The organism is Robbsia andropogonis, assembly GCF_034047095.1.
GTDB lineage: Bacteria > Pseudomonadota > Gammaproteobacteria > Burkholderiales > Burkholderiaceae > Robbsia > Robbsia andropogonis.
In genome coordinates this window covers 949,791-974,595 of sequence record NZ_CP139170.1, presented here as the reverse complement: position 1 = coordinate 974,595, position 24,805 = coordinate 949,791, and the positions used below count along the sequence as shown (strand labels likewise).

General features: G+C 62.7%; 22 protein-coding genes, 1 tRNA gene and 1 pseudogene. 11 read left to right on the top strand and 13 right to left on the bottom strand.

Going from position 1 to position 24,805, the window contains the following annotated elements; translation table 11 throughout:
• Positions 1–55 precede the first annotated feature (55 nt).
• The 5 genes from SJQ66_RS17790 (at position 56) to SJQ66_RS17770 (ending at position 3,924) form a co-directional block, all read left to right on the top strand.
• A tRNA-Gln gene (locus tag SJQ66_RS17790) sits at positions 56–132 on the top strand.
• A 213-nt stretch (positions 133–345) separates the two neighbouring features.
• A complete protein-coding gene (locus tag SJQ66_RS17785; protein ID WP_036008383.1) occupies positions 346–1,311 on the top strand; it encodes a ribose-phosphate pyrophosphokinase in 966 nt (321 codons plus the stop codon).
• A 144-nt stretch (positions 1,312–1,455) separates the two neighbouring features.
• On the top strand, positions 1,456–2,076 hold the full coding sequence (locus SJQ66_RS17780; protein ID WP_024902512.1) for a 50S ribosomal protein L25/general stress protein Ctc: 621 nt from the start codon (positions 1,456–1,458) through the stop codon (positions 2,074–2,076).
• Positions 2,077–2,289: 213 nt separating this feature from the next.
• Entirely contained in the window at positions 2,290–2,871 is a 582-nt protein-coding gene (pth, locus tag SJQ66_RS17775) for an aminoacyl-tRNA hydrolase (protein WP_036008370.1), read from the top strand.
• 282 nt (positions 2,872–3,153) lie between these two features.
• Positions 3,154–3,924 carry a hypothetical protein gene (locus SJQ66_RS17770; protein WP_024902510.1) on the top strand — a complete coding sequence of 257 codons (771 nt, stop codon included), beginning with the start codon at positions 3,154–3,156 and terminating at the stop codon, positions 3,922–3,924.
• A 25-nt stretch (positions 3,925–3,949) separates the two neighbouring features.
• Here the strand turns inward: SJQ66_RS17770 and SJQ66_RS17765 are convergent, their stop codons facing one another.
• From SJQ66_RS17765 to rsmD, 3 genes are all read right to left on the bottom strand, one after another.
• Complete coding sequence (locus SJQ66_RS17765; protein ID WP_024902509.1) at positions 3,950–4,234, bottom strand: YfhL family 4Fe-4S dicluster ferredoxin; 285 nt, start codon at positions 4,232–4,234, stop codon at positions 3,950–3,952.
• 625 nt (positions 4,235–4,859) lie between these two features.
• Positions 4,860–5,354, bottom strand: coding sequence for a pantetheine-phosphate adenylyltransferase (gene coaD / locus SJQ66_RS17760; RefSeq protein ID WP_024902508.1), 495 nt, complete (start codon positions 5,352–5,354; stop codon positions 4,860–4,862).
• A gap of 57 nt (positions 5,355–5,411) precedes the next feature.
• On the bottom strand, positions 5,412–6,137 hold the full coding sequence (rsmD, locus tag SJQ66_RS17755; RefSeq protein ID WP_024902507.1) for a 16S rRNA (guanine(966)-N(2))-methyltransferase RsmD: 726 nt from the start codon (positions 6,135–6,137) through the stop codon (positions 5,412–5,414).
• 134 nt (positions 6,138–6,271) lie between these two features.
• On the opposite strand from rsmD, the gene SJQ66_RS17750 reads away from it, so the two are divergent.
• A complete protein-coding gene (locus tag SJQ66_RS17750) occupies positions 6,272–7,984 on the top strand; it encodes an AMP-binding protein (RefSeq protein WP_320535118.1) in 1,713 nt (570 codons plus the stop codon).
• 61 nt (positions 7,985–8,045) lie between these two features.
• Complete coding sequence (locus SJQ66_RS17745; RefSeq protein WP_320535117.1) at positions 8,046–9,272, top strand: thiolase family protein; 1,227 nt, start codon at positions 8,046–8,048, stop codon at positions 9,270–9,272.
• On the opposite strand, the gene SJQ66_RS17740 is transcribed toward SJQ66_RS17745, so the two are convergent.
• From SJQ66_RS17740 to SJQ66_RS17730, 3 genes are all read right to left on the bottom strand, one after another.
• The gene (locus SJQ66_RS17740) at positions 9,256–9,849 is read right to left on the bottom strand and encodes a nitroreductase (RefSeq protein ID WP_253463315.1); all 594 of its coding nucleotides are present in this window, start codon (positions 9,847–9,849) and stop codon (positions 9,256–9,258) included. The two genes, SJQ66_RS17745 and SJQ66_RS17740, sit on opposite strands and share 17 nt — an antisense overlap.
• A gap of 212 nt (positions 9,850–10,061) precedes the next feature.
• The gene (locus SJQ66_RS17735; RefSeq protein ID WP_036008311.1) at positions 10,062–11,444 is read right to left on the bottom strand and encodes a M16 family metallopeptidase; all 1,383 of its coding nucleotides are present in this window, start codon (positions 11,442–11,444) and stop codon (positions 10,062–10,064) included.
• The gene (locus tag SJQ66_RS17730) at positions 11,441–12,964 is read right to left on the bottom strand and encodes a M16 family metallopeptidase (protein ID WP_052738105.1); all 1,524 of its coding nucleotides are present in this window, start codon (positions 12,962–12,964) and stop codon (positions 11,441–11,443) included. Before SJQ66_RS17730 ends, SJQ66_RS17735 begins: the two co-directional genes overlap by 4 nt.
• A 56-nt stretch (positions 12,965–13,020) precedes the next feature.
• On the opposite strand from SJQ66_RS17730, the gene ftsY reads away from it, so the two are divergent.
• Positions 13,021–14,466, top strand: coding sequence for a signal recognition particle-docking protein FtsY (gene ftsY / locus SJQ66_RS17725; protein ID WP_046151898.1), 1,446 nt, complete (start codon positions 13,021–13,023; stop codon positions 14,464–14,466).
• An 84-nt stretch (positions 14,467–14,550) separates the two neighbouring features.
• Here the strand turns inward: ftsY and SJQ66_RS17720 are convergent, their stop codons facing one another.
• The gene (locus tag SJQ66_RS17720) at positions 14,551–15,249 is read right to left on the bottom strand and encodes a fumarylacetoacetate hydrolase family protein (RefSeq protein WP_024902500.1); all 699 of its coding nucleotides are present in this window, start codon (positions 15,247–15,249) and stop codon (positions 14,551–14,553) included.
• A 203-nt stretch (positions 15,250–15,452) separates the two neighbouring features.
• On the opposite strand from SJQ66_RS17720, the gene ybiB reads away from it, so the two are divergent.
• The gene (ybiB, locus tag SJQ66_RS17715; RefSeq protein ID WP_024902499.1) at positions 15,453–16,538 is read left to right on the top strand and encodes a DNA-binding protein YbiB; all 1,086 of its coding nucleotides are present in this window, start codon (positions 15,453–15,455) and stop codon (positions 16,536–16,538) included.
• 87 nt (positions 16,539–16,625) lie between these two features.
• Here the strand turns inward: ybiB and SJQ66_RS17710 are convergent, their stop codons facing one another.
• On the bottom strand, positions 16,626–17,195 hold the full coding sequence (locus SJQ66_RS17710) for an acyloxyacyl hydrolase (RefSeq protein ID WP_024902498.1): 570 nt from the start codon (positions 17,193–17,195) through the stop codon (positions 16,626–16,628).
• Between the two features lie 469 nt (positions 17,196–17,664).
• Between SJQ66_RS17710 and rpoH the strand changes: the two genes are divergently transcribed.
• Positions 17,665–18,573 carry an RNA polymerase sigma factor RpoH gene (rpoH, locus tag SJQ66_RS17705; RefSeq protein WP_024902497.1) on the top strand — a complete coding sequence of 303 codons (909 nt, stop codon included), beginning with the start codon at positions 17,665–17,667 and terminating at the stop codon, positions 18,571–18,573.
• Positions 18,574–18,598: 25 nt separating this feature from the next.
• Here rpoH and SJQ66_RS17700 read toward each other — a convergent pair whose 3' ends face one another.
• The 5 genes and pseudogenes from SJQ66_RS17700 to SJQ66_RS17680 form a co-directional block, all read right to left on the bottom strand.
• Entirely contained in the window at positions 18,599–19,333 is a 735-nt protein-coding gene (locus SJQ66_RS17700; RefSeq protein ID WP_024902496.1) for an SCO family protein, read from the bottom strand.
• A 15-nt stretch (positions 19,334–19,348) separates the two neighbouring features.
• Positions 19,349–20,260, bottom strand: a complete 912-nt coding sequence (gene cyoE, locus SJQ66_RS17695; RefSeq protein ID WP_024902495.1) for a heme o synthase — start codon at positions 20,258–20,260, stop codon at positions 19,349–19,351.
• Between the two features lie 245 nt (positions 20,261–20,505).
• Positions 20,506–21,573: pseudogene (locus tag SJQ66_RS17690) on the bottom strand (COX15/CtaA family protein); the annotation flags it as partial.
• Positions 21,574–21,637: 64 nt separating this feature from the next.
• Complete coding sequence (locus SJQ66_RS17685) at positions 21,638–21,913, bottom strand: cytochrome c oxidase subunit II transmembrane domain-containing protein (RefSeq protein WP_024902493.1); 276 nt, start codon at positions 21,911–21,913, stop codon at positions 21,638–21,640.
• Positions 21,914–22,508: 595 nt separating this feature from the next.
• A complete protein-coding gene (locus tag SJQ66_RS17680; protein WP_051504282.1) occupies positions 22,509–23,672 on the bottom strand; it encodes a methyltransferase domain-containing protein in 1,164 nt (387 codons plus the stop codon).
• Between the two features lie 277 nt (positions 23,673–23,949).
• Here SJQ66_RS17680 and SJQ66_RS17675 point away from each other — a divergent pair, with 277 nt between their 5' ends.
• Positions 23,950–24,735 carry a ComF family protein gene (locus SJQ66_RS17675; RefSeq protein WP_024902491.1) on the top strand — a complete coding sequence of 262 codons (786 nt, stop codon included), beginning with the start codon at positions 23,950–23,952 and terminating at the stop codon, positions 24,733–24,735.
• The last annotated feature ends 70 nt before the right edge of the window (positions 24,736–24,805 follow it).

Here is a 24,805-nt window from a genome sequence, read left to right as displayed (position 1 = left end):
GTGTAGGCGATGTCTCGATAAAGCGGTAACCGGCATCGCGCCGGCAGCAGTACGTAGGGGAGTCGCCAAGTTGGTCAAGGCACCGGATTTTGATTCCGGCATGCGAGGGTTCGAGTCCTTCCTCCCCTGCCAAAAGAATTCTTCCCATCGAGCGATGGCGGCAGTCATTATAAAAACGGGGCCACATGGCCCCGTTGCTCGATAAGTCTCCCAGTTTGATCTTCGGCCAGTCCGATGAAGAAGCTAAAGCAAGACGTCAGCCTTTCGGGTGGCGCAGGCATCCAGCATCAGCGCTTGTCCGCCCGTGTTGCCTCCTTCAAAGCCGCCCCCCCGAGTGAAAAAACGATGAACGAAGGCCTGATGGTTTTCACTGGCAATGCCAACCCGCACCTTGCCGCGGAAGTCGTCAAGATCATGGGCTTGCCGTTGGGCAAGGCAACGGTCAGCCGCTTCTCCGATGGTGAGATATCGGTCGAGATCCAGGAAAATGTCCGGGGCAAGGACGTCTTCGTGTTGCAGTCCACCTGCGCGCCGACAAACGACACGCTGATGGAACTGATGATCATGACCGATGCGCTGCGTCGCGCATCGGCGGGTCGGATCACTGCCGCGATTCCCTATTTCGGATATGCGCGTCAGGACCGGCGTCCACGCTCGGCCCGGGTAGCGATCTCGGCGAAGGTCGTGGCCAACATGCTGCAGATTGCCGGCGTGAACCGGATCATCACGATGGATCTGCATGCCGACCAGATCCAGGGTTTCTTCGATATTCCGGTCGACAATATCTACGCGACGCCGATCCTGCTCGACGACCTGCGCAGCCGCAACAACGACAATTTGCTGGTGGTATCGCCCGATATCGGTGGCGTGGTGCGCGCCCGGGCGCTGGCGAAGCAATTGAACACGGAACTGGCCATCATCGACAAGCGTCGTCCCAAGGCGAACGTCGCCGAGGTGATGAACATCATTGGCGATGTCGAAGGTCGGAACTGCGTGATCATGGACGACATGGTCGACACGGCGGGTACGTTGTGCAAGGCCGCGGAAGTACTGAAGGAACGTGGCGCGTTGAAGGTCTTCGCCTATGCGACGCACCCGGTGCTGTCGGGCGGTGCCGCCACACGTATTGCCGCATCACAGCTGGACGAACTCGTGGTGACCGACACGATTCCGCTGAGCGACGAATCGCGCTCCTGCACGAAGATTCGTGCCTTGTCGAGCGCCGGCCTGCTAGCCGAGACGTTCTCACGGATTCGTCGGGGTGATTCGGTGTTGTCGTTGTTTCAGGACGGCGAAGGCCTGCTGCCCTGATACCCCATTGCTCCGCGCCGGTCGAAGCCGACGCGGGACCAATCGGCGCGGCCTTGCTGCAAAGCGGGTCGCGTCGTTTTTTGACGAGAATCCGATACGGATTCGTTACACTGCCTGGTCGCGGGCAGTTTGTGGAGAAACAAGATGGACGTTATCGCTTTTGAGCGCAGTGTACAGGGCACGGGTGCGAGCCGCCGCCTGCGCGGCGCTGGCAAGACGCCGGGCATCGTGTACGGTGTCGGCGAGCCGCAACTGATCGAACTGGATCACAACGCGCTGTTCCACGCGTTGAAGAAGGAATCGTTCCACGCATCGATCCTGAACTTGAAGGTTGCCGATGGCGCCACGCAGCAAGTGTTGCTGCGCGATGTGCAATACCATCCGTTCAAGCCGATGGTGCTGCACGTCGACTTCATGCGTGTGGATGCATCGAAGGTCCTGCACACGAAGGTGCCGGTGCATTACCTGAATCAGGAAACGTCGCCGGCTGTGAAGCTGAGCGGTGCAGTGATCTCGCACGTGTACTACGAACTCGACATCGTCACGCTGCCGAAGAACCTGCCGGAATTCGTGACGGTCGACATGGCGGCATTCGTGCTGGGCCAGTCGCTGCATGCGAAGGACGTGAAGCTGCCGAACGGCGTGCAATTGTCGCCGGCATTCGCGGCGGAAAACCCGGTCATCGTCACGGCGACGTTGCCGGCAGCGGCGCAGTCTGGCGACGACAGCAGCGCCACCGAAGGCGGCGAAGCGGCAGCGTCGTAATCTCGACATCGGCCAGGTGTCTTGCCTGGTCGAGCGGTATCGTACCGTTGTTGCCAGGGCGCTCGCGCGGCCCTGCCGGACACGATGCCGGCGTCCCTCCCCCTTCACCGATTCCGCCGCTATCATAGGGGCGGAGCCGGTATGACAGAACCCACCAGGCATCACGCTGGCGGGTTTTTTTATTTTCAGGAGAGCGTGGTGGCTGCCATCCGCATGATTGCCGGACTGGGCAATCCCGGTCCGGAATACGAAGACACGCGGCATAACGCCGGTTTTTGGTTGATCGACCAGTTGGCCCGCGAGGCCGGTGCGACATTACGTGTCGAACCCCGTTTCAATGCGTTGGTGGCGCGCGCCCGTCTCCATGGCGACGAGGTCTGGCTGATCGAACCACTCACGTTCATGAATCTTTCCGGTCAATCGGTGGGTGGCCTGGCGCGGTTCTACAAGATCTTGCCCGACGAGATTCTCGTGGTACACGATGAGCTGGACCTGGCACCCGGCATCGCGCGGTTCAAGCGCGGTGGCGGGAGTGGCGGTCACAACGGGCTGAAGGACATCAGCGCGAAACTTGGCACGCAGGACTACTGGCGCCTGCGGATCGGCATCGGGCATCCGCGCGATCTGGTGCCCGGGTCCGCTGGCAAGCCCGATGTCGCGAACTTCGTCCTGAAGCCGCCGCGCCGTGAGGAACAGGCCGAGATCGATGCATCCATCGACCGCTGTCGCGCCGTCCTGCCTACCTTCGTGCAGGGACAGCAGGAAAAAGCGATGATGGCATTGCATCGACAATAAAGCAGCGGGCAGCACGGACACAGCCTGCCGCTCGATCGAGGTCCGCATCATACAAAAAGCGCGGCCGCGTTCGGCGGTCTGCCTAAAAGCGCTTATTGCGCCGCAGGGAGTCCATTTGCCGCGAAGCCCGGCGAAAGAATACGTACATCTCCCCCGCAATCCGAAAGGCACGGCGTGGCAACGGCTAATCCGTATTAGCGTCACCAGGTAACGAGTTTCATCACACCCTGCCGCCTTGGCCTGCGTGCAAGCAGGGCGGCTCGGTCAACCTGGAGAGTAGCTATGGATGCGACACTGCCTGGATTCGGTACGATAATAGGTGCAGCGACGGAAATCGCCGCGAGCAGCGCGCTTCACGCCTCAGACCGTTTAAATGGCGTCTGTTCCTTTGTTACCTGGGGCTATCTGTCAAAAGAGACGCTGGATGCACACGCGCCGGCGCACCTGCATGCCGTTGTCACGCAATCGGGGATGCTGGGACAAAGCGCGGCCTTCGTCGGCCCCTACCTGCAGACCGCGCTGACGGAACTGTCCGGTGAGCTAGGTTGGGCGTTTGTCAGGCAGGAAAGCTTCCCAGGACTGGTCGCCGATCAGATCCGTGTCGCAGGAGGGGATGGCTATCTCGGCAGGGCGTTGGGATGGACCGCCAAAAGCGTCCTGTCGAGCAACCTGATGCAGGGGTGGGCACGCGATGCCACTTGCAGTCCCCCTGCAGTCATCGCGGCCAGTCTGACGACGCTGGCGATGTCCGCCCCTGATCGCTCACTGTCGATGACCGACATGCTTTCGCTGCAAAACACGGTGAATCCGTTGGCTTCGTTGGGAAGCGACGCGCCACTGCGAGTGTCGGCACCTGCGTTGCCGGATATACCTTCGCGCTGGGCATCCAACCCGTCGGAATACTTGTTGACGCCAGCGCGCGAGGACAAATCGTTATGCGACTTGCCGGCACAGCCATCGATCGTATCGGATACATCGGAAAGCCGGCCAGCGATGTCGGATACGCCTGAAGGCGAGCCGGCAGCGTTACTGGATAAGATTTCCGTCGGATAATGTCGGCGCAACGGCCGGTTCGCCGTTAGGTGGCCGCTGGCGCACCGTCCTCAGCAGGTACGTCGCGCCCTGTTAGCCGCGCGTACTTGACAAGCAGCATCGATCGCGTTTCGGTGTGGTTCGGGTCAAGCGGAATGCATTCGACCGGGCAAAGCATCTGGCACTGCGGCTCGTCGAAGTGCCCGACGCACTCGGTGCATTTGTCCGGGTCGATCTCATAGATCTCGATGCCCATGCTGATTGCATGGTTCGGGCATGCGGGTTCGCAGACATCACAGTTGATGCATTCGTCGGTGATGATCAGCGCCATATCGAAACCATAAACACGTAAAAATACAATAACTTATCGTGTGTCGCCTACGAAACCGCGACGTCGGAACAAGTCAGGCGCTTGCATTTTAACGCCGAATGGTCGAATGCCGGGGAAAGTCGCGTCGCGGGTCAGGCGAATGCACGCCCGAATAGGGTTCAAGCGCCGCCGCGCTCGATGGCACTAGTCTGCATTGCGAGGAAACCCCAGGCGATTCTCGCGATACCTAATAGCAATGCCTGTTGAAACGTCAACGCTGACGGCGCGGACGAAGCATGAACATAGGTATCCCCATCGAAGGGCACTGCTTCATCAATTGAAAAACACAATCTTACAAACAATAAACATTGTTATTCAATAGGACTACATATTAAATGTCATGAACCATGGATACGATGCCCACCGGAACGTGGGATGAAGCCAGATTTCCGTCACGTCGACAGCCGCCGTCAGAAAATCTCCGACCGATTACCATCGACATACGCTGGAAACAGCAGTGGCCATATTGCAACAGGCCGCTGATACCACGCATCCCAGGCGCGTCGAAACCATTATGTCAAACAGCACAAGGCAATGATGCCATCGGCGGGCGCGCGCTGCGCCCGCCGATGCCACGGTTCACCGCTCAGCTTCCCATATCGGTCCGTGCGACCTTCTCTTTAAGCCGCGCCTCGACCGAGGGAAACACGAACTTGCTGACATCCCCGCTGAGCAAGGCAACTTCCCGGACCATGTTGCCCGAGATGAATTGATATTGCTCGGAAGGCGTCATGAACATCGTCTCGACGTCCGGCAGCAGATGCCGATTCATGCCTGCAAGCTGGAATTCGTATTCGAAATCCGAAACCGCGCGCAAGCCCCGGACAATGATACGTCCGTTCACCTCGCGCACGAAATCCTTTAACAAGCCGGAAAAGCTTTCCACCCGCACGTTCGGGTAGTGCCCAAGCACGTCCCGCGCAATCTCCAAGCGCTCTTCGAGCGAGAAGAACGGCCCCTTGCGCTTGCTGGCCGCCACCCCTACGACCAGTTCGTCGAACATCGACGACGCGCGTCGCACGAGATCCTCATGCCCCCGCGTAAAGGGGTCGAAGGTGCCGGGATATACCGCAATGATCATTGTCTCTTCTCCGCGTCGGCTCGCAGGGCCGCTCCTATGCTGGTGATGCAGCGCCCGTCAGGTCGTCGTGTTGCGCTGCAGTAAGTGATAATGTACCGCACCCGCGACGCCTTGACGCGAGACTTCCCAGCCCTCTTCCTGCATCAAACCGGCCCATGCACGTGCCAGCGGGCTTTCCGGATCGAGCGTCAACGAGGCCGGCCCTTTTTTCTTCACAGGCAACGGTGCCAGCGGCACAGGCGCCTCCACGTAAATCAAACCTTGCGGCGCACAAACGCGCGACGCGGCGAGCAGCGCGGACGGCAATGCACCGCTGTCGAAAGGCGGATCGAGAAATACCAGGTCGGCACTGCCCGGCGCCATGCTCGACAGCAGGCGTGCGCCATCGGCCTCCAGCACCTCGACGCCACGGGCTTCCAGCTTATCCTTCACGGCGCGCAGTTGCGCGGCCACGCGCGGATGCCGCTCGATCAACCGTACCTGCGCCGCGCCGCGCGACGCGGCCTCGAAACCGAGCGCCCCGCTGCCGGCGAAAACATCAATACAACGCCAACCGTTCAGGTCCTGCCCCAGCCAGTTGAAAAGGGTCTCCCGCACCCGATCGGGTGTCGGCCGCAGCCCCTCGGCATCGATCACCGCCAGCGGCGTGCGCTTCCACATGCCGCCGATGATCCGTACCTGCTGTGCAACGCCGCGAGGCCGCGTCACCGCAGCGCCGCCGACTTTGGAGGCGGGGCTGCCAGCACGTGACGGCGTGGCGCCAAAAGAGGACGAACGAGGCATGACGGGAAATTCCGGTGAAAGCAAAACGCGATTATCGCAGGTTCGACGTCGCAAGGGCCGCTCCCGCCGCACGATTCCCGCAGCCGATTTCCCTATAATGGGCAACTTCCCGTCACGCGAGATTGGTCACACCGATGCACTTCGCCACGCTGGATGCGCCGCTGGCCTATTGGGCCGATCAGTTTCCCAACCGCATTGCGCTGGACGATGGCACCCGGCAGTTAAGCTTTGCCGCTTTGCATCGCGCTGTCGAGGCACGTGCCGCCTACCTGCGCGATATCGACGCTCCGTGGCATGTATGGCTCGACGCGACGCTATGGCATGACGCCCCCACGACGGACGACGCCGGACATGCCGCGGCACCGACGCGGCGGAAGGCCGGATATCCTGGCGACCTCGCCTCCGCAACCCTGTCAGGTCGTCATGACGATCCGATCGCGCGCTTGCGCGACTTTCTGGCAATCATCCATAGCGGCCGCGCGGCCGTCGTGGCCGACGACGACTGGCCCGATACCGTCAGGTCAGGCCTGGGCAATGCCCTCGCAGACACGCCGGCCGCGCCCCCGGCACCCGGTGGCTTGACACCTTTCTACGTCGGCTTCACGTCCGGCAGCACCGGTCTGCCTAAGGGGTTTCGCCGACATCACCTGTCGTGGACGGAAAGCCTGCGCACGGCGATCGCCGCGTTCGGGCCCGGCGCGCAGTCGCGTGTATTCTGCCCCGGACGCCTCTCTCACTCCTTGTTTCTGTTCGGTGCCTTGCAAGGCCTGTGGACCGGTGCCGGAGTGGTATTGCAACAACGATTTTCCGCGGCGCGGGCGTTCGAGACGCTACGCAGCGGCGAACACTGCGTGGTGGCGGTGCCAAGTCAGTTGGCGGTGATGCTCGACCTTACGGCGCGACGCACACTTGCACCGCTAACCGGTGTCACGCTCGTCATGATAAGCGGCGCGCGCTGGATGCGCGAACGCACACCGGCACTGCGGGCGTGCTTTCCGAACGCGCGCATTGTCGAATTCTATGGCGCGTCGGAAACGAGCTTTGTCGCCTGGACCGATGCCGACGAGCACTTGCCCGACGCAGTGGTTGGACGACTGTTCGACAATGTCGAAGTGCGTATCCAGCCTCTGGACGCCACGCCCGGCGACGACGCGGAAGTGTCACATGCGGAGATCGATGGCACCGATCGCTTTGACCATGCGGCGTCCACCAACGCGACGGATGCAGTGCATGCCTTGCGTCCCGCCGAGGATATCGATCCCGACGCGCGATCGGAGCGATTGGATCGTGCGGGTCTTATCTTCGTGCGTAGTCCGATGCTCTTCAACGACTATGTCTACGCCAATGCCGACGGCGCAGCGGATGAGACCGCCGCCATCCGGGAGCGCGACGCCGGGAAAGGCGACTGGCTGTCTGTCCGCGACGTCGGCTATCTCGACAAGGCGGGTCGCCTTTGTCTGATCGGCCGGGCGAAACGGATGCTGGTGACGCAAGGGAAAAACCTCTTCCCGGAAGAGATCGAGAGCGTGCTGCGGGCGCACCCGTGGATCGAGGAAGCGTCGGTGCATGGGGTCCACGACCCGATTCGAGGACGTGCACTGGTGGCGGCCATACGGTGGCGCGACATGCCGGCGGAATCGGACAAGCGTCCGGCACTCACGGAACTCTTCCATTGGTGCCGGGCGCGGCTCGAACCGTACAAGACCCCCCGCCGGTTTTTTGTTTTCGACGCCGAGACCCACTGGCCCAGCACGACCAGCGGCAAAACCGATCACCCAGCCGTGGCGGCGCTACTGGAGACGGCCTGCGCGCGCGATACCGGCCACGCGACGCTGCGACCGCTCTAGACAAGGCATGGACGAATCTTTCACCGATGCGCCAGCGGCCCCTTGCACGGAACGATACTTGATGATGGCACATGATACGTCGGTCGTGATCGCGGGATGGGCACGCAGCGCGGTCGTCCCCGTGAATGGCGCCTTTTCGCGATTGACCCCGGATGCACTCGGTGCACCGGTCCTTCGCGCGGCGCTCGCACGAGCAGGAATCGACGGCGCGCAAGTGGACGCGGTGATTGCCGGTAACGCCTTGGCCGCCAACGGCAATCCGGCGCGCATGGTGGCGCTCGCCGCGGGTTTGCCGGACCGGTGCGCCGCCCTCTCGATCGACAGCCAGTGCTGTGCCGGCCTCGATGCCGTGACGATCGGCGCCAGCCTGATCGCGGCCGGCACCGCATCGATCGTCATCGCGGGCGGGGTGGAGGCATGGAGCCGTGCGCCGATCCGCGCGCACCGCCCTCTCGGCCCCGCGAAAGCCGACGATCGTCCCATACCTTACGATCGCCCCGCCTTCGCACCTGATCCGGCGCGCGATCCGGATTTATTCGCGGCGGCGGCCGAGCATGCACGATCGCGACAATGGACGCGCGCCGATCAGGACCGATACGCCGTCGCGATGCATGCGCGCGCGGTCGCCCACGCCGACCTGAATGACGAAGAAATCGTCGCTGTCGCCGAGGTCGAGGCCGACCTTTATCCGCGTATCCTCGGCACGAATCATGCCGCCCGCATGCCCCTGGCGATGCGGGCGGACGGACGACCCGTTGCCTTGACGCCTGCGGATGCGGTGTACGCGCAAAGCCGCATCGCGGTGTCGCCCCGCGCGGACGGCGCGGCATTCGTCGTATTGACACGCGCCGATCGGCTTGCGCCTACCACGCTGCCACGCCTGGTATGGCGCGGCGGCATCTCGCTAGGCGGCGCGCCGGAACAGCCGATGCTCGCCGCGGGCCACGCCGCGCACGCGCTTCTGACGCGTCACGCGCTATCGGCTTGCGCACTCCATACGATCGAGCTGCACGACGCGTTCGCCTCGCAAGCATTCGCCTTTGCCGAGCAGTTGGGTGTCGATCCGCTGCAATTGAACCGTCGCGGCGGCGGCATCGCACGCGGTCATCCGATTGGCGCATCGGGTGCGATCGCCCTGGTACGGGTGTTGGCGGATCTCCATCACACCGGCAAGGACGGAGACCTTGGACTGGCGGCGATCGCAGGCGCGGGTGGGCTGGGCGCGGCAGCCCTCGTCGCCCTACACAAGGATGCGACGCAGGCGGCGCCTCTCAGCCAATCTCGGTAAAAAAGTCAGCGAGCGGCATGCGGGCGGTCCGGCATGCATTCACCGGCGCCGCCGGGTCGCGATACCCCAGCGCCATGCCGCACACCACGTGCCGACTATCGGTCAGGCCAAGCGACGCGCGGATCACGCGCGGAAAATGCGCCATTGCCCCAATCGCGCAACTGCCGAGGCCCTCGGCCTGCGCGGCAACCATCAAGCCGTGCAGCATCATGCCCAGGTCCATGTAACCGCCCGCGCCCAATCTCGAATCGATCGTCACCAGCAAGGCTACCGGCGCATCGAAGAACTGAAAATTCCGCGTGAACTGCTTGGCACGGCCATCACTGTCGTCCCGCGCGACACCCAGGGCCTGATACAGTGCCTGCGCCGCCGCCACTTGCCTGCGTCGCAGCGTATGCGGCATCGGATTCGGGAAGTACCGATAGTCCTCCACCTCCTGTCGCCCCGCACGATGCGCCTCGCACAGCGCGGCACTGAGCCTCGCGCGCGCCGCGCCGCGTACGTGGATGATCTCGCCTGGCTGCAAGTTCGCGCCGCTCGGCGCTTGACGCGCCACACGCAGCAGATGCGCCAGCATGCCGTCAGGCAGTGGCGTCGACAGGAACTGCCGCGTCGATCGGCGCGTGACCAAAGGATGATCGGCATCGATGGCAAACGCACCATCCGCGGCCGACAGATCGCACGGCGTCCGACTGTCATGCGTCTCGGGCGTAAAAATGGCGCGCATTCCGGTCGACAGGCTATCCGATGTTTCGAATGCCACGGCTGTCTGCATCACGCGACGTTCGGTCATACGGCATCGGCCTCGGGTCGGCTGTCATGCGTCACTTCGTCGCTAGCGCCGACAACGACCCGTGCCTGTCGTGCGGGGTCGATCCAACGGGCAAAGGTCTCACGCGCCTGCGCATACGTGACGTTCCGTACCGCATCGACCCACGTCCGGATGCGATCCAACGGCAGGCCATCGAAGCCGATATCGGCGGCCTGTCGCAGCAGCTTTGCATTCGAATCCAGCGCTAGATCTCGCCCCTCGATCATCTCGGTCCGCGTGCGCAGATACAAGTCCTGCAACATCGCCTGATCCGTCAGCGCGTCACCGACGAACGCGACCAGCGTATCGCGAATCGCCTGCTCACAGCGGCGCGCCTGGTCCGCCCGCGTTTTTACGACAATGCGATGTTCGCCCACGCGCGACGCGTACAAGGTACTCGATACCTCATAAGCCAACCCGAGACGCTCGCGAACCATATCGTTCAGCATCCAGGAAAACATCCTGTTCGCGAGCATCAGCGGAAAATAGTCGGCGTGCGCGATACCCGGTGTCAAGGCACCGATCAACAGATGCGCCTGGCTGGCCGAGTGATTGATCCATTGCGCGCCCGCCCGTGCCGACGGACCTGGCGCGATGAGCAGATCCTTGAGCAGGGGATCGATCGCGGCACCTCGGCTACGGACGTGTTCGCCGTCCCGCGCGACGCATGGCGCATCCTCCGGCAAGGCCGGCGGCAACGCGCCCCCCAGTTGCTCGGCCATCGCGCGGGCGTCGTCCATCGAGAGATCGCCGACGACCGTGATGACCGCCCGTTCACGGGTCAGATAGCGCCGATGAAAAGCACGCAGGTCGGCCGTTTCAATATCCTCCAGACTCGCGACGTCGGGCAACCTTCCATAAGGGTGGTCGCCGTAGAGCGCCTGCGTCAGCCGCAAATTTGCCAACTGCTCAGGATCGATCAACTGCTCCTCGGCGGCGGCCAGCAAGCGCTCTCGCTCTCTGGCGATCGGCCGTGCCGCCCAAGACGGCACGGCCAGCATAGCGGTAAGTAATGTCACCGCGCGCCGCAACAGCACCGGATGCGATAACGCGCGCAATCCAACCGAGAGACGATCCGCCTGTGCATCGGCCGCTACCTTGGCGCCGATCATGTCGAATGCATGCTCGGCGACTTCCTCGCGCATCGCCGGTAATGTCTCCTCGACGAATGGCCCTGTCGCGCGGTAGGCTTTCTGGCCGGTCAACAGCACGCTTGCCAGCAGGTCGGCAAGGCCGGATTTGCCCGGCGGGTCGAATACGCTGCCTGCAGCGAAGTCGATGTTGATATCCACGATCGGCACTTCGCGACGCGGCACGAAATACACCACGACGCCGCTCGCGCTGGTCCACTGTTCAATCACCCGCTCATCCTCCCGCCCGTCCGGGCAAGCGCCTGACCCGATTGTCTGATCGGCGATGCCGCCCCGTTAGTGGCATCGCCATCGCATTGCGCCGCAGCCGCCGCTCCGGCGTGTTGGGTAGCGCCCCCGGCATGTGTCGGCGCAATCACTTCCACATGCTCGTCCGGCTCGTCCCCGGTATCCTCGTTGGCGGGCACAAGGAGCGCCACGGTCATGGTTTCCGGTCTGAAATAGCGCCGCGCCACCGACTGCACTTGCGCCGTGGTGACCGCCGCCAGTCGCGCATCGATCACACGCGCATCGTCGCCAAAACCGAGCATCGCCAGGCGCCCCACTTCCTCGGCCTGCTCGAACACGGAATCAGCGCGGTAAAGTCGCGACGCCATCATTTGCATCCGGACCCGCCGTAGCGACGCTTCGTCGATACCATCCCGCGCGACCGCCGCCACGGCGTCGCACAGCGCACGCTCGACGCGCGCGGGCGAGACATCGGCGGCACAGACCGCGCCGATGGTGAACAATCCCGGTGCGCGCATCAGATAGTCGAACGAAGCCCACGCCTCGTCGGCAAGACGGCGCTTTCGTACCAAGGCCGTCTCCAGCACGCGCCCCCAATCCAGCAGTTCGGCCAGGATCGCCAATGCAAACACATCCTCATCGAGTGCCGCCTGAGCCGGTGTGCCTCCGGGTTGCGCGCGATGCAGCCGAGGCGCCTTGAAACCAAGCGCCAACTGCGGCGTGGGCACGTACGCACGTACGGTCACGCGACGCGTGCCACCTTGTTCCGGCTCGTGTTGCGCGCGTCGCGTGGGCAAGGGCGCGCCGGTGTCCGACGGAATGTCGCCGTAATGGTCCCGCGCCAGGGCCAAGACCTGATCGGGCGCGACGTCCCCGGCGATCACCAGCACCGCATTGTCAGGCCGATACCACTGCCGATACCACGCACGCGCATCGTCGGCGGTCATCGACTCCAGATCACTCATCCAACCGATGATCGGCCAGCGCTGCGGCGACGCATGGAATGCGGTTGCGTACAATTGCTCGAACAATAAGCCACTGGGATCGTCGTCCGTGCTTTGCCGACGTTCCTCCATGATCACGCGGATTTCGCGGGCGAACTCGGCATCGTCGATTGCCAGACGCGACATCCGCTCGGCCTCCAAGGACATGATAGCGCCGAGATGTCGAGCAGGCGCTTCCACCGTATAAGCGGTATAGTCCGTCCACGTCAGCGCATTGGCATACGCGCCGAGTGCCTGCATCTGCTTGTCGTATTCACCAGGCCCATATCGGTTCGTGCCATTGAACATCATATGTTCGAGGACATGGGCGACGCCCGTGACCCCGCTGGTCTCATCGATGGAACCGGCGCGATACCACAGCGAATGCGCCACGACCGGCGCACGGTGATCTTCCAGCACGTAAACCGTCAGACCATTGTCCAGACGATGCACGGACAGCGGCGCATCCGCGGCGACGGGCGTCACGGCGAGTTCGGCCAGTGCTGCGTCAAGATCCATCGTTACCTCTCTGTTAGAATACTGGGCGCTCGCGCGTTGCTTTCCGGATTTCACAAATGTTCAGTTTTTTCAAACGCTTCGGCCGCTCGCAGGACAGCAAGGATAACGCGGAACAGAAGCGCGATGATACGCCGCCACTGGCGCCAACGCAGCCTGCTCCCGCCGTGCCCGATGCGCAACGGTCGCCATCGGCACACGATCGCCCCCCCGTCGCGCCGTCTCCAGCGCAGCAGGCGCCTGCCATCGGACCGGCGCAACCTCACGACAGTACGTCAATCGCACCCGCGGGGGCGCCTTCCACGGCACCGATAACGCAGCCCACCCAGGTCGCCGACGCGGCATCGACAGTGACACCGCCCGCGGCACCGGTGCCGTTCGGTGCCCCCGCCCCCGTTGCGGAACCTGCGCCGGCCGCCCCCTCGACGCCGGCGACTTCGTCTTCCTCGATTGCCAGCCGGCCTCCGGCCGCTCCCACGCCGATCGGTGGATCGGCTGTAGCGCCAACCGACGGCATGGCCGCACCGGCGGCAACCCGCGCACGCGCGCCTGCACCAGCAGCCGACGCCTTTGAAATCGTACCGCCACCAGTGCCGGAACCGGCGGCGAAACAATCGTGGATGCGGCGTCTGCGAGGCGGCCTGTCGCGCACGTCCTCGAATCTGACCACGCTGTTTGTCGGTGTCAAGGTCGATGAGGCGCTTTTCGAGGAACTGGAAGACGCCCTGCTGCTCTCCGACGCCGGCGTAGAAGCCACGCAGTTCCTGATCAACGGCCTCCGTCAAAAAGTCCGCAACGACCGATTGACAGACGGCACGCAAGTCAAGGCGGCATTGCGCGACTTGCTGGTGGATCTGCTCAAGCCCCTGGAACGCACCATTACCCTTGGCCGGGAACAGCCGATGGTGATGATGATTGCAGGGGTGAACGGCGCGGGCAAGACCACCAGCATCGGCAAACTGGCCAAACATCTACAGCACTACGGACAATCCGTGCTGTTGGCAGCGGGCGATACGTTCCGCGCGGCGGCACGTGAGCAATTGGTGGTCTGGGGCCAGCGCAACAATGTCACCGTCATCGAGCAAGCCGGTGGCGACCCTGCCGCCGTTATTTTCGATGCCGTCAACGCCGCGCGAGCACGCAAGATCGACATCGTGATGGCCGACACCGCGGGCCGGCTGCCAACCCAGTTGCACTTGATGGACGAACTGCGCAAGATCAAGCGCGTGACGGCAAAGGCGATGGACGGCGCACCACACGAGGTGCTGCTGGTACTGGATGCTAATACGGGACAGAACGGCTTGGCCCAGGTGAAGGCATTCGACGACGCGCTGGGATTGACCGGCCTGATCGTGACCAAGCTCGATGGCACCGCGAAGGGCGGCATCCTGGCTGCCATCGCCCGGCAACGCCCGGTACCGGTCTACTTCATCGGCGTTGGCGAATCAGTCGACGATTTACAGCCGTTCTCGGCCGTGGAATTCGCCGACGCGTTACTTGGCTGACTGTCCTCTACCGGGCAACGCGCGGCATCACGCCGCGCCGATCCCGTGCTGACGCGATCCAACCGCAACCACCAGCCGCCGCGCTCAGACCACCTTGACGGTAAACTCCCCCACGCCGTCGATCACCCCGTGCATCACATCGCCGCGCACGATCTTGCCGACGCCTTCCGGCGTGCCGGTGAGGATCAGGTCGCCGGGGAACAACTCGAACAGGCCAGACAGGTATTCGATCGTCTCGGCCACCGACCAGATCATGTCGGACAGGTCGCCGCGCTGACGCTCGTCACCGTTGACCTCCAGGAAAATCGCACCCTTCGAAGGATGACCGATATCGGCGACGCGATGGATCGGACCAATGGGTGCCGAATGATCGAAGCCCTTTGCTGTTTCCCAAGGGCGCCCCAACTTCTTGGACGCGGTCTGTAAATCCCGACGTGTCATGTCCAGACTTAGCGCATAGCCATAGACATGATCCAATGCCTGGGCGGCCGGGATATTTTTTCCACCCTTGCCGATGGCCGCCGCCAGTTCCAATTCGAAATGCACGTCATCGGACTTCGTTGGATAGGGGAAAACGCCTTCGGTGCCTGGCGCGACGTAGACCACCGCGTCGGACGGCTTACCGAAAAAGAACGGTGGTTCGCGGTCCGGGTCATGTCCCATTTCACGCGCGTGTGCTGCGTAGTTGCGGCCTACGCAATAGATCCGGCGTACCGGAAAGTCGGCATCGGTGCCCGCCACCGGAACGGCTGCCTGGACCGGGGGTTCGATAACATAGGCCATCACAAGTCTCCCAAGAACATCTCAAAAAGCGATCGGATCGCAATACGAATGTAGCAACCGGCGGCCACCTCCGCCACGGGCGGCCATACTGCCAGGGGGGCGAGCAGATCGTCCCGTGACCATCCTCCATGGGACATCGCCGCAAGCCTGGCCGATGAAAGCGCTATAGTACTCGCGACAGCCGTTATTCACCGAAATCGAACATGCAATCCTCCCCTACCGCCGCTGCCTCCGCCACACCCGCTTCCGCCCCGGACGGAAGCGCCTTCCGCTGCGCGCACCTGATCAAGGAAATCGGGCGCGGCGCCCGCGGCGCGCGGGCACTGTCCCGCGATGACACGGAGGCGTTGTTTACCGCCATTCTGGATGGCCGCGTCGATGATGTGGCACTGGGTGCGCTGTTGATGGCGTACCGCATCAAAGGGGAGACGCCTGACGAGTTAGCCGGCATGCTCGCCGCCGCGCAAACGCGCGTCAACGCGATCCCGTTTCCGTGCGATGGCGTGGAAACGGTCGCGGAGACAGCCGCCTCGCATCGCGCCACTGGATGGTTGCGTCCGGTATCGATCCCGTCTTATAACGGCGCCCGGAAGATGGCGAACCTCGTGCCGCTACTGGCGGCGATGTTGGCACAGCGGGGCGTTCCCGTTGTCGTACACGGCGTCCGCGACGACCCCGGCCGGGTGACGAGCGCGGCTATCTTCACGGCAATGGGGTTGCCCCCGGTCGCGTCGGCGGACGATGCGACGGAACGGTTAAGGGAAGGCAAACCCGTCTTCGTGCCAATCGATGTGCTGTCGCCAGGGCTGGATCGGCTGCTGAAACTGCGCGCGACGATGGGCGTACGTAACAGCGCCCATACCCTTGTCAAATTGCTGGATGTGTTCGCCTATCCGGAGGGCAGGCATGGCATACGCCTGGTCAACTACACGCACCCCCCCTATCGCGACAGTCTGGCCGGCCTGTTCGCGGCGCATCCGTCGCTGGCACGCGGCGATATCCTGCTGGCGCGCGGCACGGAAGGAGAAGCCGTGGCGGATGTTCGGCGTCAAGTACAGATCGATCGGCTGAAAGAGGGGGCTGCCGATGTGCTGGTGCCCTCCAGCCGTAGCGACGACGTGCCCGACGATCCCGCAATGCTGCAATTGCCCGACGCCGCGCAGGCGATGGACGCACATGCCACGGCGGCATGGATTACGGCGGCGCTGGCCGACGCCACGCGGATTCCGGCCGGCATCGCGCGACAAGTGACGCAGATCGTGGCGATTGCCAGCGACGGCGGGCGCTAGTTCACGCGCCGCCACCATGCCGTCGGCGGCACGCGAACTCGGCCTCTTCGGCCAACGCATCAACCGAAAAGTCGGCCTTCAGCTCCGCTACTGGAAGTTGTATTGCACGTAGACTTGGTGAAAGTCGATCCCCGGATTGGGGCTCTTGATACTGGCGTTCGAGAGATGTTGAAACCGGTATCCCAGTTGATACTGCTGATGATTGCCGAATTTGACCCCCACGCCCACCATATCGGCGAATTGGAACGCGGTGGACATCGTGTATGTATCCGACAATCTGGTATGTGTGAGTATGCGCACGCCTGCTCCCGCCTCCACATAGGGACGCCACGCACCTGACGACTTTTCGAAACGCAACACCGGAGTGGCGCCGAATTCACCAATTGTCTTGGTGGCGCTGCTTCCCACATCCCAGTACACCGCATGGGCTTCACCGACGACCGAAAAATTCCAGCCACCGATCTGCCACCACGTCAAATGTGGATCCCAGACAAGGCCTAGATCGTATTTTTGCGTGTGCACCTCATGATCGTTGGCAAAGCCATAAGCAAACTGCGCACCCCAGGTACTCGCCGCGTGAGCCAAGGTCGGCCCATACATGATTGCCGCAGCGCCCGCGATCAGTGCGCTGCGGAAAATCCGTTTTGTAATTTGCATCTACCGCTCCGTCGTCTACCTACCGCGGTAATGAATACCGCAGTCGTTCTTTTTAATATGTTTGATTACTCAAACCATTAGACCAGACGTTCAGCGCATCACGTCTGACAGCTTGCCGCCCTTGGATGAAGATCGCGGGGACACATGCTGAATTCATTCTAAGCACTTTGGCGATTTGCTGCGGAAACGTCGGGGATACGGCTAAAATGAAGGGTTTCCGTAAGATTTAGAGACAAATCCCCGGTAAGTAGTACACGCTGCGCACTAGACGCGGACCGGCGCGGAGGCGTACCATAGACGTTACCCTATCGGTGAAGCATACCTGATAGTTTTTGAACTTTTCGTTCAGGGTTTTGTCCAATTGGCTATTAGCACTCGGCAGCATTGAGTGCTAATATCTCTCTGTCATGATGCTGCTGTTCGGCTATTTTTCTGACAAGCTAACCGAGGATTTCACGTGAGCGAAGCCATGTCCCCTACCCTTTCAAGCGCGGCAGTGCGCGGCGGCGCGCTGGCGCTGGCGCCGAAGTCGTTGCTGACCGGGCACATCGGCAATATCGACGCTTATATACAAGCAGTAAACCGGATTCCCCTGCTGACGCAGGCGGAAGAGACCCGGTTTGCCCGCGATTTCCGTGAACATCAGGACCTGGAATCGGCACGGCAACTCGTTCTATCGCACTTGCGGCTGGTTGTATCGATTGCGCGGCATTATCTGGGCTATGGCCTGCCGCATGCCGACCTGATCCAGGAAGGCAATATCGGCTTGATGAAAGCGGTGAAGCGCTTCGATCCGGAGCAGAACGTGCGACTCGTATCGTATGCAATGCACTGGATCAAGGCCGAGATCCATGAATACATCCTGCGCAATTGGCGCCTGGTGAAGGTTGCAACCACGAAGGCGCAACGAAAGTTGTTCTTCAATCTGCGCAGCCACAAACAGGGCGCTCAGGCCTTCTCACCGGCCGAGATCGATGGCCTGGCAAAGGAATTGTCCGTCAAGCGTGAAGACGTGGCCGAGATGGAGCGTAGGCTGTCCGGCGGTGACATCGCCCTCGAAGGCCAGGTGGAAGACGGCGAAGAATCTTATGCGCCCATCGCTTACCTGTCGGATTCGCGGGCCGAGCCCAGCGAAGTATTGGAAACCCGTCAGTTCGATCGCCTACAATCGGATGGTTTGAGCACGGCTTTGGAGTCGCTCGACCAGCGCAGCCGCCGAATCATCCAGGCGCGCTGGTTGAACGTCGAGGATGACGGTAGCGGCGGTGCGACCCTGCATGAGCTGGCCGATGAATTCGGCGTCTCGGCGGAGCGTATTCGCCAGATCGAAGCCAGCGCCATGAAGAAGATGCGTGGCGCATTGAACGCGTTCGCCTGATCCCACGCGCCGCGGCCGCGGCGCCCTACGCGGCGCCGGTGCGCTCCGGTGCTAGTAGAAGACGGGCATCGTGGACCCACCGGTCCACGCCCTCCCCATCCTTTGCATATAGCCTCAGGCGACCTTCAGGGTCAAACACGAAACTGGCTGCCGTATGGGCAATGCCGTAGTGCCCTGCGCCCGGCTGTGACATAGAAGCGCCGGCTGCAGATGTTGCGGGCGTCTTTGCCACATAGATGTGAAATTGCTTTGCCAACTGCTGGACGGCTGCATCGGTCTCCGGCCTGAGTGCAACAAAACCAGCATCGAATGCCCGCACATATTCCGTCAATATAGCCGGCGTGTCGCGGTCGGGATCGACGGTGAGAAAAACGACTTGCAGGCGATTTCCATCGGCCCCCAGGCGCTCCTTGGCACGCGCCAGCTCGGCCAACGACGTCGGACAGACATCTGGACATTGCGCATAGCCGAACAACAGCACCACCACCTTGCCATGCCAGTCAGCAATCGTGCGCAAGGTGCCGTGGGAATCAGCAAGAGAGAAACGCGGATCGAAATCACGACTGCCCGTGATATCCAGATTGGCGAAATCCGCACCGCGTTTACCGCAGCCGCCGAGGGCCGCGCTCATCAAGCCGAGCGGCGACAGGCAAAGGGGGCGTGACGCGCCAGCCGCACCAATGCACAAAAGCGCACGGCGACGGCCGGCGGACGCTGGTAAGGCCGCGTGGCATGGGGCGTGCCGGTTGGAGGAAGTCATGACCCCGGAGTGCGCTCAGGCAAACACGCCGTACAGCATCTGCGCGTAGTGATCGACGAGCAACGCCGCAAACAGCAAAGACAGGTAGACAATCGAGAAACGGAACGCCCGACGCGCCAGCGCATCGGAATAGTGGCGCCAGATCTGCCATGAATAGCGCATGAAGACGCCGCCCAGGACGATGGCGCTCACCAAGTACAGATAGCCGCTCATCCGCGCCGCGAAAGGCATCAGCGTGACGGCGAACAGCGCGATCGTGTACAGCAGGATATGCAACCGTGTCAGTGCCTCGCCATGTGTATTTGGCAACATCGGCAATCCGGAACTCAGATAGTCCTTGCGGCGATAGAGCGCCAGCGCCCAGAAGTGGGGGGGCGTCCAGATGAAGATGATCAGCACCAGCAGCCAGGCTTCCGCGGGCACCGCACCCGTCGCGGCGGCCCACCCTAGCGCGGGCGGCATCGCCCCCGACGCGCCGCCAATCACGATGTTTTGCGGTGTCGACGGCTTCAAGATCAATGTGTAGACGATCGCGTAGCCAACAAAGGTGACCACGGTCAACCACATCGTCAGCGGATTCGTGAATCGATACAGCACCCACATACCCACTCCGCCCAACACCGCTGAAAACGCCAGAATGCGGCGGCTGTCGAGTTGGCCGTTGGCAGAGGGACGCCAGGCGGTCCGTCGCATCATCGCGTCGACCTTTTGCTCGACCAGGCAGTTGACCGCGAACGCGGCGCCCGCGGTCATCCAGATGCCCACGGTGCCACCAATCAGCACGCGCCAGGACACCATGCCACGCGTCGACAGAAACATGCCGATGATGGCGCAGAACACCGCCAATTGCGTAACGCGCGGCTTGGTCAGTGCATAGTACTGCGCGGCGCGACTGCGCGGCACGGAGGAAAGAGTTGTGCTATCCATCACTTGATCGGTGCGGGCGTGGCGCCATTATCGGCGCCCCTGCCCGATACGGCGGACGACGCGGAATCCGTTGAAAAAGCCGCCGCTTTTTGCGTAGGCGTCGAAGAGAGCGGTGCGGATCCCACTGGCGCCGCGTGATTCGAAAGGACGGCCGGGTGCGGCGCACCACGCGCAGGCGGCGTCGATCCGGCAGGTACACCGGTATCGGAATCCACGCCTGAACCGGCGTTTTCCACGGAACGCCAGCGTGCGGCCGACACGCGGTAGTTTAACATGACGAGGGTCAGCAACATGATGGCGGCACCGCCGTTATGCGCCACCGCGATCGGCAACGGCCACTTCAGCACGATGTTCGACATCCCGGTGAGGAACTGGACGATCGCGAGCGCGACGAGCAAACGCGCCGGTTGCCGCAGGGCCGGCGAGCGCTTCAGCATCCATCCGAGCCATGACAGATAGGCCACCACGACAATCGCGAACACCCGGTGCGTCCAGTGAATCGCCACCAATGCGGCCTGCGTGATCATCTCGCCATCCGCCCCCATCCCCAACTGACGCCACAAGTGGAAACCTTGGTGAAAGTCCATCGGCGGGACCCACTGACCGTTGCACAAGGGGAAATCCGTGCAGGCCAGGACCGCGTAATTGGTGCTGACCCAGCCACCCAGCGCAATCTGCACCGCCAGCAGCAACAAGCCGGCCCATACGGCAAACCGCCAGCGGCGTATACCTGGATCGAACGCGGGCTGCGGCGTTTGCGAGGCGGCAAACCATCCCAGCGCGCCAAGCAGCGTCAAGGCCAGCAACAGATGGGTTGTGACAATGACCGGCTGCAGCTTCAGCGTAACGGTCCACGCACCAAATGCCCCTTGCACCAAGACAAGTCCGAGAAGTCCTAAGGGCCAGCGAAGCGAGATACCCAGTGTCTTCCGGCGCGCGAACACGATGATGCCTTGTGTGATGATCAGCACGCCCAAAGCCATGCCGATGTAGCGATGGATCATTTCGATCCATGCTTTTGTCATCGTCACCGGTCCCGTCGGCATTGCCGTGGCGGCCTGATGAATGGCGTGACCGGCGCTGAATGGCGAGGCGGTACCGTAGCAGCCCGGCCAGTCCGGGCAACCCAGGCCGGAATCGGTCAACCGCGTGAAGCCGCCGAACATCACAAGGTCCAGCGTCAGGAACGTGGTGACCCAGAGCAACTTGCGGAACTTCGCCTTGTCACCCTTGACCAGGACATATGACAACGGCAATAGCGCGACGCACAGTCCGATGGCGGCAAGCTGGATGAAATGAGCGAGAGAAATCATCGTCTTAAAGGGTCTCCACGGCGACAGCGTAACGGGAAGATCGTCCCGCTACGCCACGCATGGATCAGCCGGCGGATAGCGAAAACACCAGCCGCGTCGCCGGAATGGCCATGCCGATGATGATGAGAAACGGCACAACGAGCCAGACCACTTCAACGGTCATGCTGCCATGGAAATTGGTGCCATCCTCGCTACGACCGCGAATGCGGCGAAGCCGGAGGATGGAATAAAGCATCGCGACGAATACGCCCGCGAACACCAGCAAGCAGAACACCATCAGCGCGACATGAATGTCTAAAAGCGCATGCAACCACTGCGCGAAGTCAAATGCGGCCATCATTACCTCCCACCGGGGACCGGACCAGGCGCGCCAAATGTGGCGCGGTCACTTTCACACCAGCGTCGGCGCAACACCATACTGAATCAGGATGTGCCCGCCGTCCCTCCGGTACGAACTTCTCCGAAAATGGCGATCCAGCGCATGGTCGGCGTCATGCGACCAAGCGCCGCATTATAGGCGCCGCCCCACCACGGCAGCAACCGAGCACGCGCCCGGGTACGTGGCCACCCTGCTCCGCAGGCGCCGAAATGTCAGACACATCCGCCCGCATCGATCATGAAGGTAAGCGGAACTTGGCCGAATTTTCCGGGGTTTTGCCGCTATTTCATCGTCAGTCCACCCCGTTTTAACGCGGACCGGTTTTTATTCAGGGTCTCCCCTCATCTTTCGCGACCAAATGCCGCACCGCCCAAAACAATACAATGCGGCGGCAGCAACGATGTCATTTTGCGACGCTGTTCGATATCTCACGCGGGCGCATGCCCTACTGCAATGCGGCAGTGCAGCGTGCGCGCGACGGCGACGCCACACTCGCCTCCTGCCCTGCCGTGCGGCCTCATCCCGCGCGCGCTGCGGCGCGCACCAGGCGCTTCCATCAGCCGGGGTCGCGGCGCAAGCGTTGCCGCCCCTGTCGTCCCCCGATTTCATCGATCCGCACGATCGCGCGGCCATCAGCGGTCTGCTTCGGTGCGGCCTTCCACGCATGGCCGTAGACGATTTCGAACGTCAACGGAATCACTCGATTGGCGTCGCGCCGCGCATCCAGCGCTTCGAGCCAGGCCTGGTAGAACCGGCGCCCCATTAACCCAGATGATCGAGTCGCCATGGTTTGCCCGTTCGCGGCACCGACGGACGCGAACTCCACTGGCCCGGACATCGCGCCCTGCGCACCGACGCCCCGCACCCACGGTCCCCATCCCTTGACGTCGCGGAGCAATGCGGCGGGCTCGCGATAGGTGATCGTCAGCCGCTCCATATCCATCACCGGCTCGGCGAAACCGCTGGCGATGAGCATGTCGCCAAAATCGTGCATATCGACGAAATCGCGTACCGGCGCACGGGGCATGTCCGACGCGGCTGGTGATTCCGTTGACGCAGGGGCTGTCCAAGGCAACGCGGACGCCGCCGCACCCTGCCGCGCGCTCGTCGATGTGGCGGGCACGACAGGCATTGGGTACAGCGCGGTGTACGCGTCGTACCAGGCATCCCGAACTTCGGCGAGTGTATCCGGCCCGACTGTGGAGAACATCAACAGCCCCCCCACGGCCAGCGCACGTTGCCACGACGGAAACACCTGATCGGGCGCCGGGTGCCATTGCAGCGCGAGATTCGACCAAATCAGATCGATGCTGCCAGCCGCGATCGGAAGGTCGGTAAAGTCGGCTTGAACGCGCCACGCCGCTTTCTCTCCCATCGCGCGACGCAGTGGCGCGGGCAGATTCCGCGACAGTTTGCGCTTCCACCCGGCGCTGTCGGCCTGCGCGCCGTCGAGCGTCTCCGGGACCCGCGCGAGCATGCCATGCGCAAGATCCACGCCCACCGCCTGCGCCATGGGATAGCGCTGCATCAATGCAGCCAGATCACTCCCAAGGCCACAACCGGCGTCCAGGATACGTAACGGGGACACCTTGATATAGTCCAGACGTTCGTGCATCCGGGACGCAATTTCCCGAGGCAGAAAGCTGAACTCGCCAAACGACGCCGCACGCCGTTCAAACCCGCGGCGCACGCTGGTCAACACCGTAGAATGCGCGGGCATGGCTGATGTTGGCGATCCGGCATCACCGGGCAACGGAGAAATTGAGTCGTTCGGCATAGTGAAACGGCGTTTTCCACGCGTCGGGACGACGCTACACTGGTATCGCAGTATACCGTCCACCGCACCGGCGACGCGTTCACGCACGCGGACACCGTTCGTGGCCGGCGCCGGCCACCCGTGACCCTGAGCCTCTCATGTCGAACGCATCGCCTCCCCCATCCCGATACGCCATCCGCCGCACGCCCTCATGCCCGGGACTTCGAGAACGCTCGCAGGCATGATACGGGCCTGGGCGAGCAAGCAATGGCGGGCGCTCCTGCCCGCGGCGTGCTTGCTATGTGAACATCGCGCCGATGGCCCCTTGTGCCGGCGCTGCGAACAATGCTACTGGCACGCCGACGACGCCGTGCCGCGTTGCGAGCGTTGCGCCGTACGGTTGTCCTTGCAGGCGCCTCCCGCCCGGGAACGCGAAGGCGTCCGCGCGGCGCTGCGCCGGTGTGGCCAGTGCCACATCCGCCCGCCGGCCTTCGATGCGGCCATTGCGCTTGCCGATTACCGGGCGCCGCTCGACGCATTGATCGTTGCCTTGAAATACCAGGGCCGCGTGGGCCTGGCTTCCGACTTCGCGCAACGTCTCGCCTCCCGGATGACGACGATGCCCGCATCCGCACGACCGGATCTTCTCATTCCGGCGCCACTTTCACCGGAGCGTCTGGCCACCCGCGGGTACAATCAGGCCTGGGAAATCACCCGACGTCTGGGTGCACATCTGGCAATCGGCACCCATGCCGGACTGTTGCAACGCGCGCATACGGAAGCGCAGGCAAAGCTGGGGCGCGCTGCCCGACAGCGCAACCTGCAACGTGCGTTCTCTTTGGCCGGTGGCGTGTCCCTTACGGCCCTGGATACGATGTCGGAGGCGGACGCGTCCACGATCGGCATTCATGTCGGCGTTGTCGACGACGTCATGACAACGGGCGCCACGCTGGATGCGATTGCCACCACCTTGAAACGCCACGGTGCACGGCGCGTCACGGCCATCGTCGTATTTCGGACGGCTTGAAACCCGGCGTGGCGGCATTGCCCGATACCTTCTTTCGTACTTTATCGATTCACTGTTTCATCACGCTGTC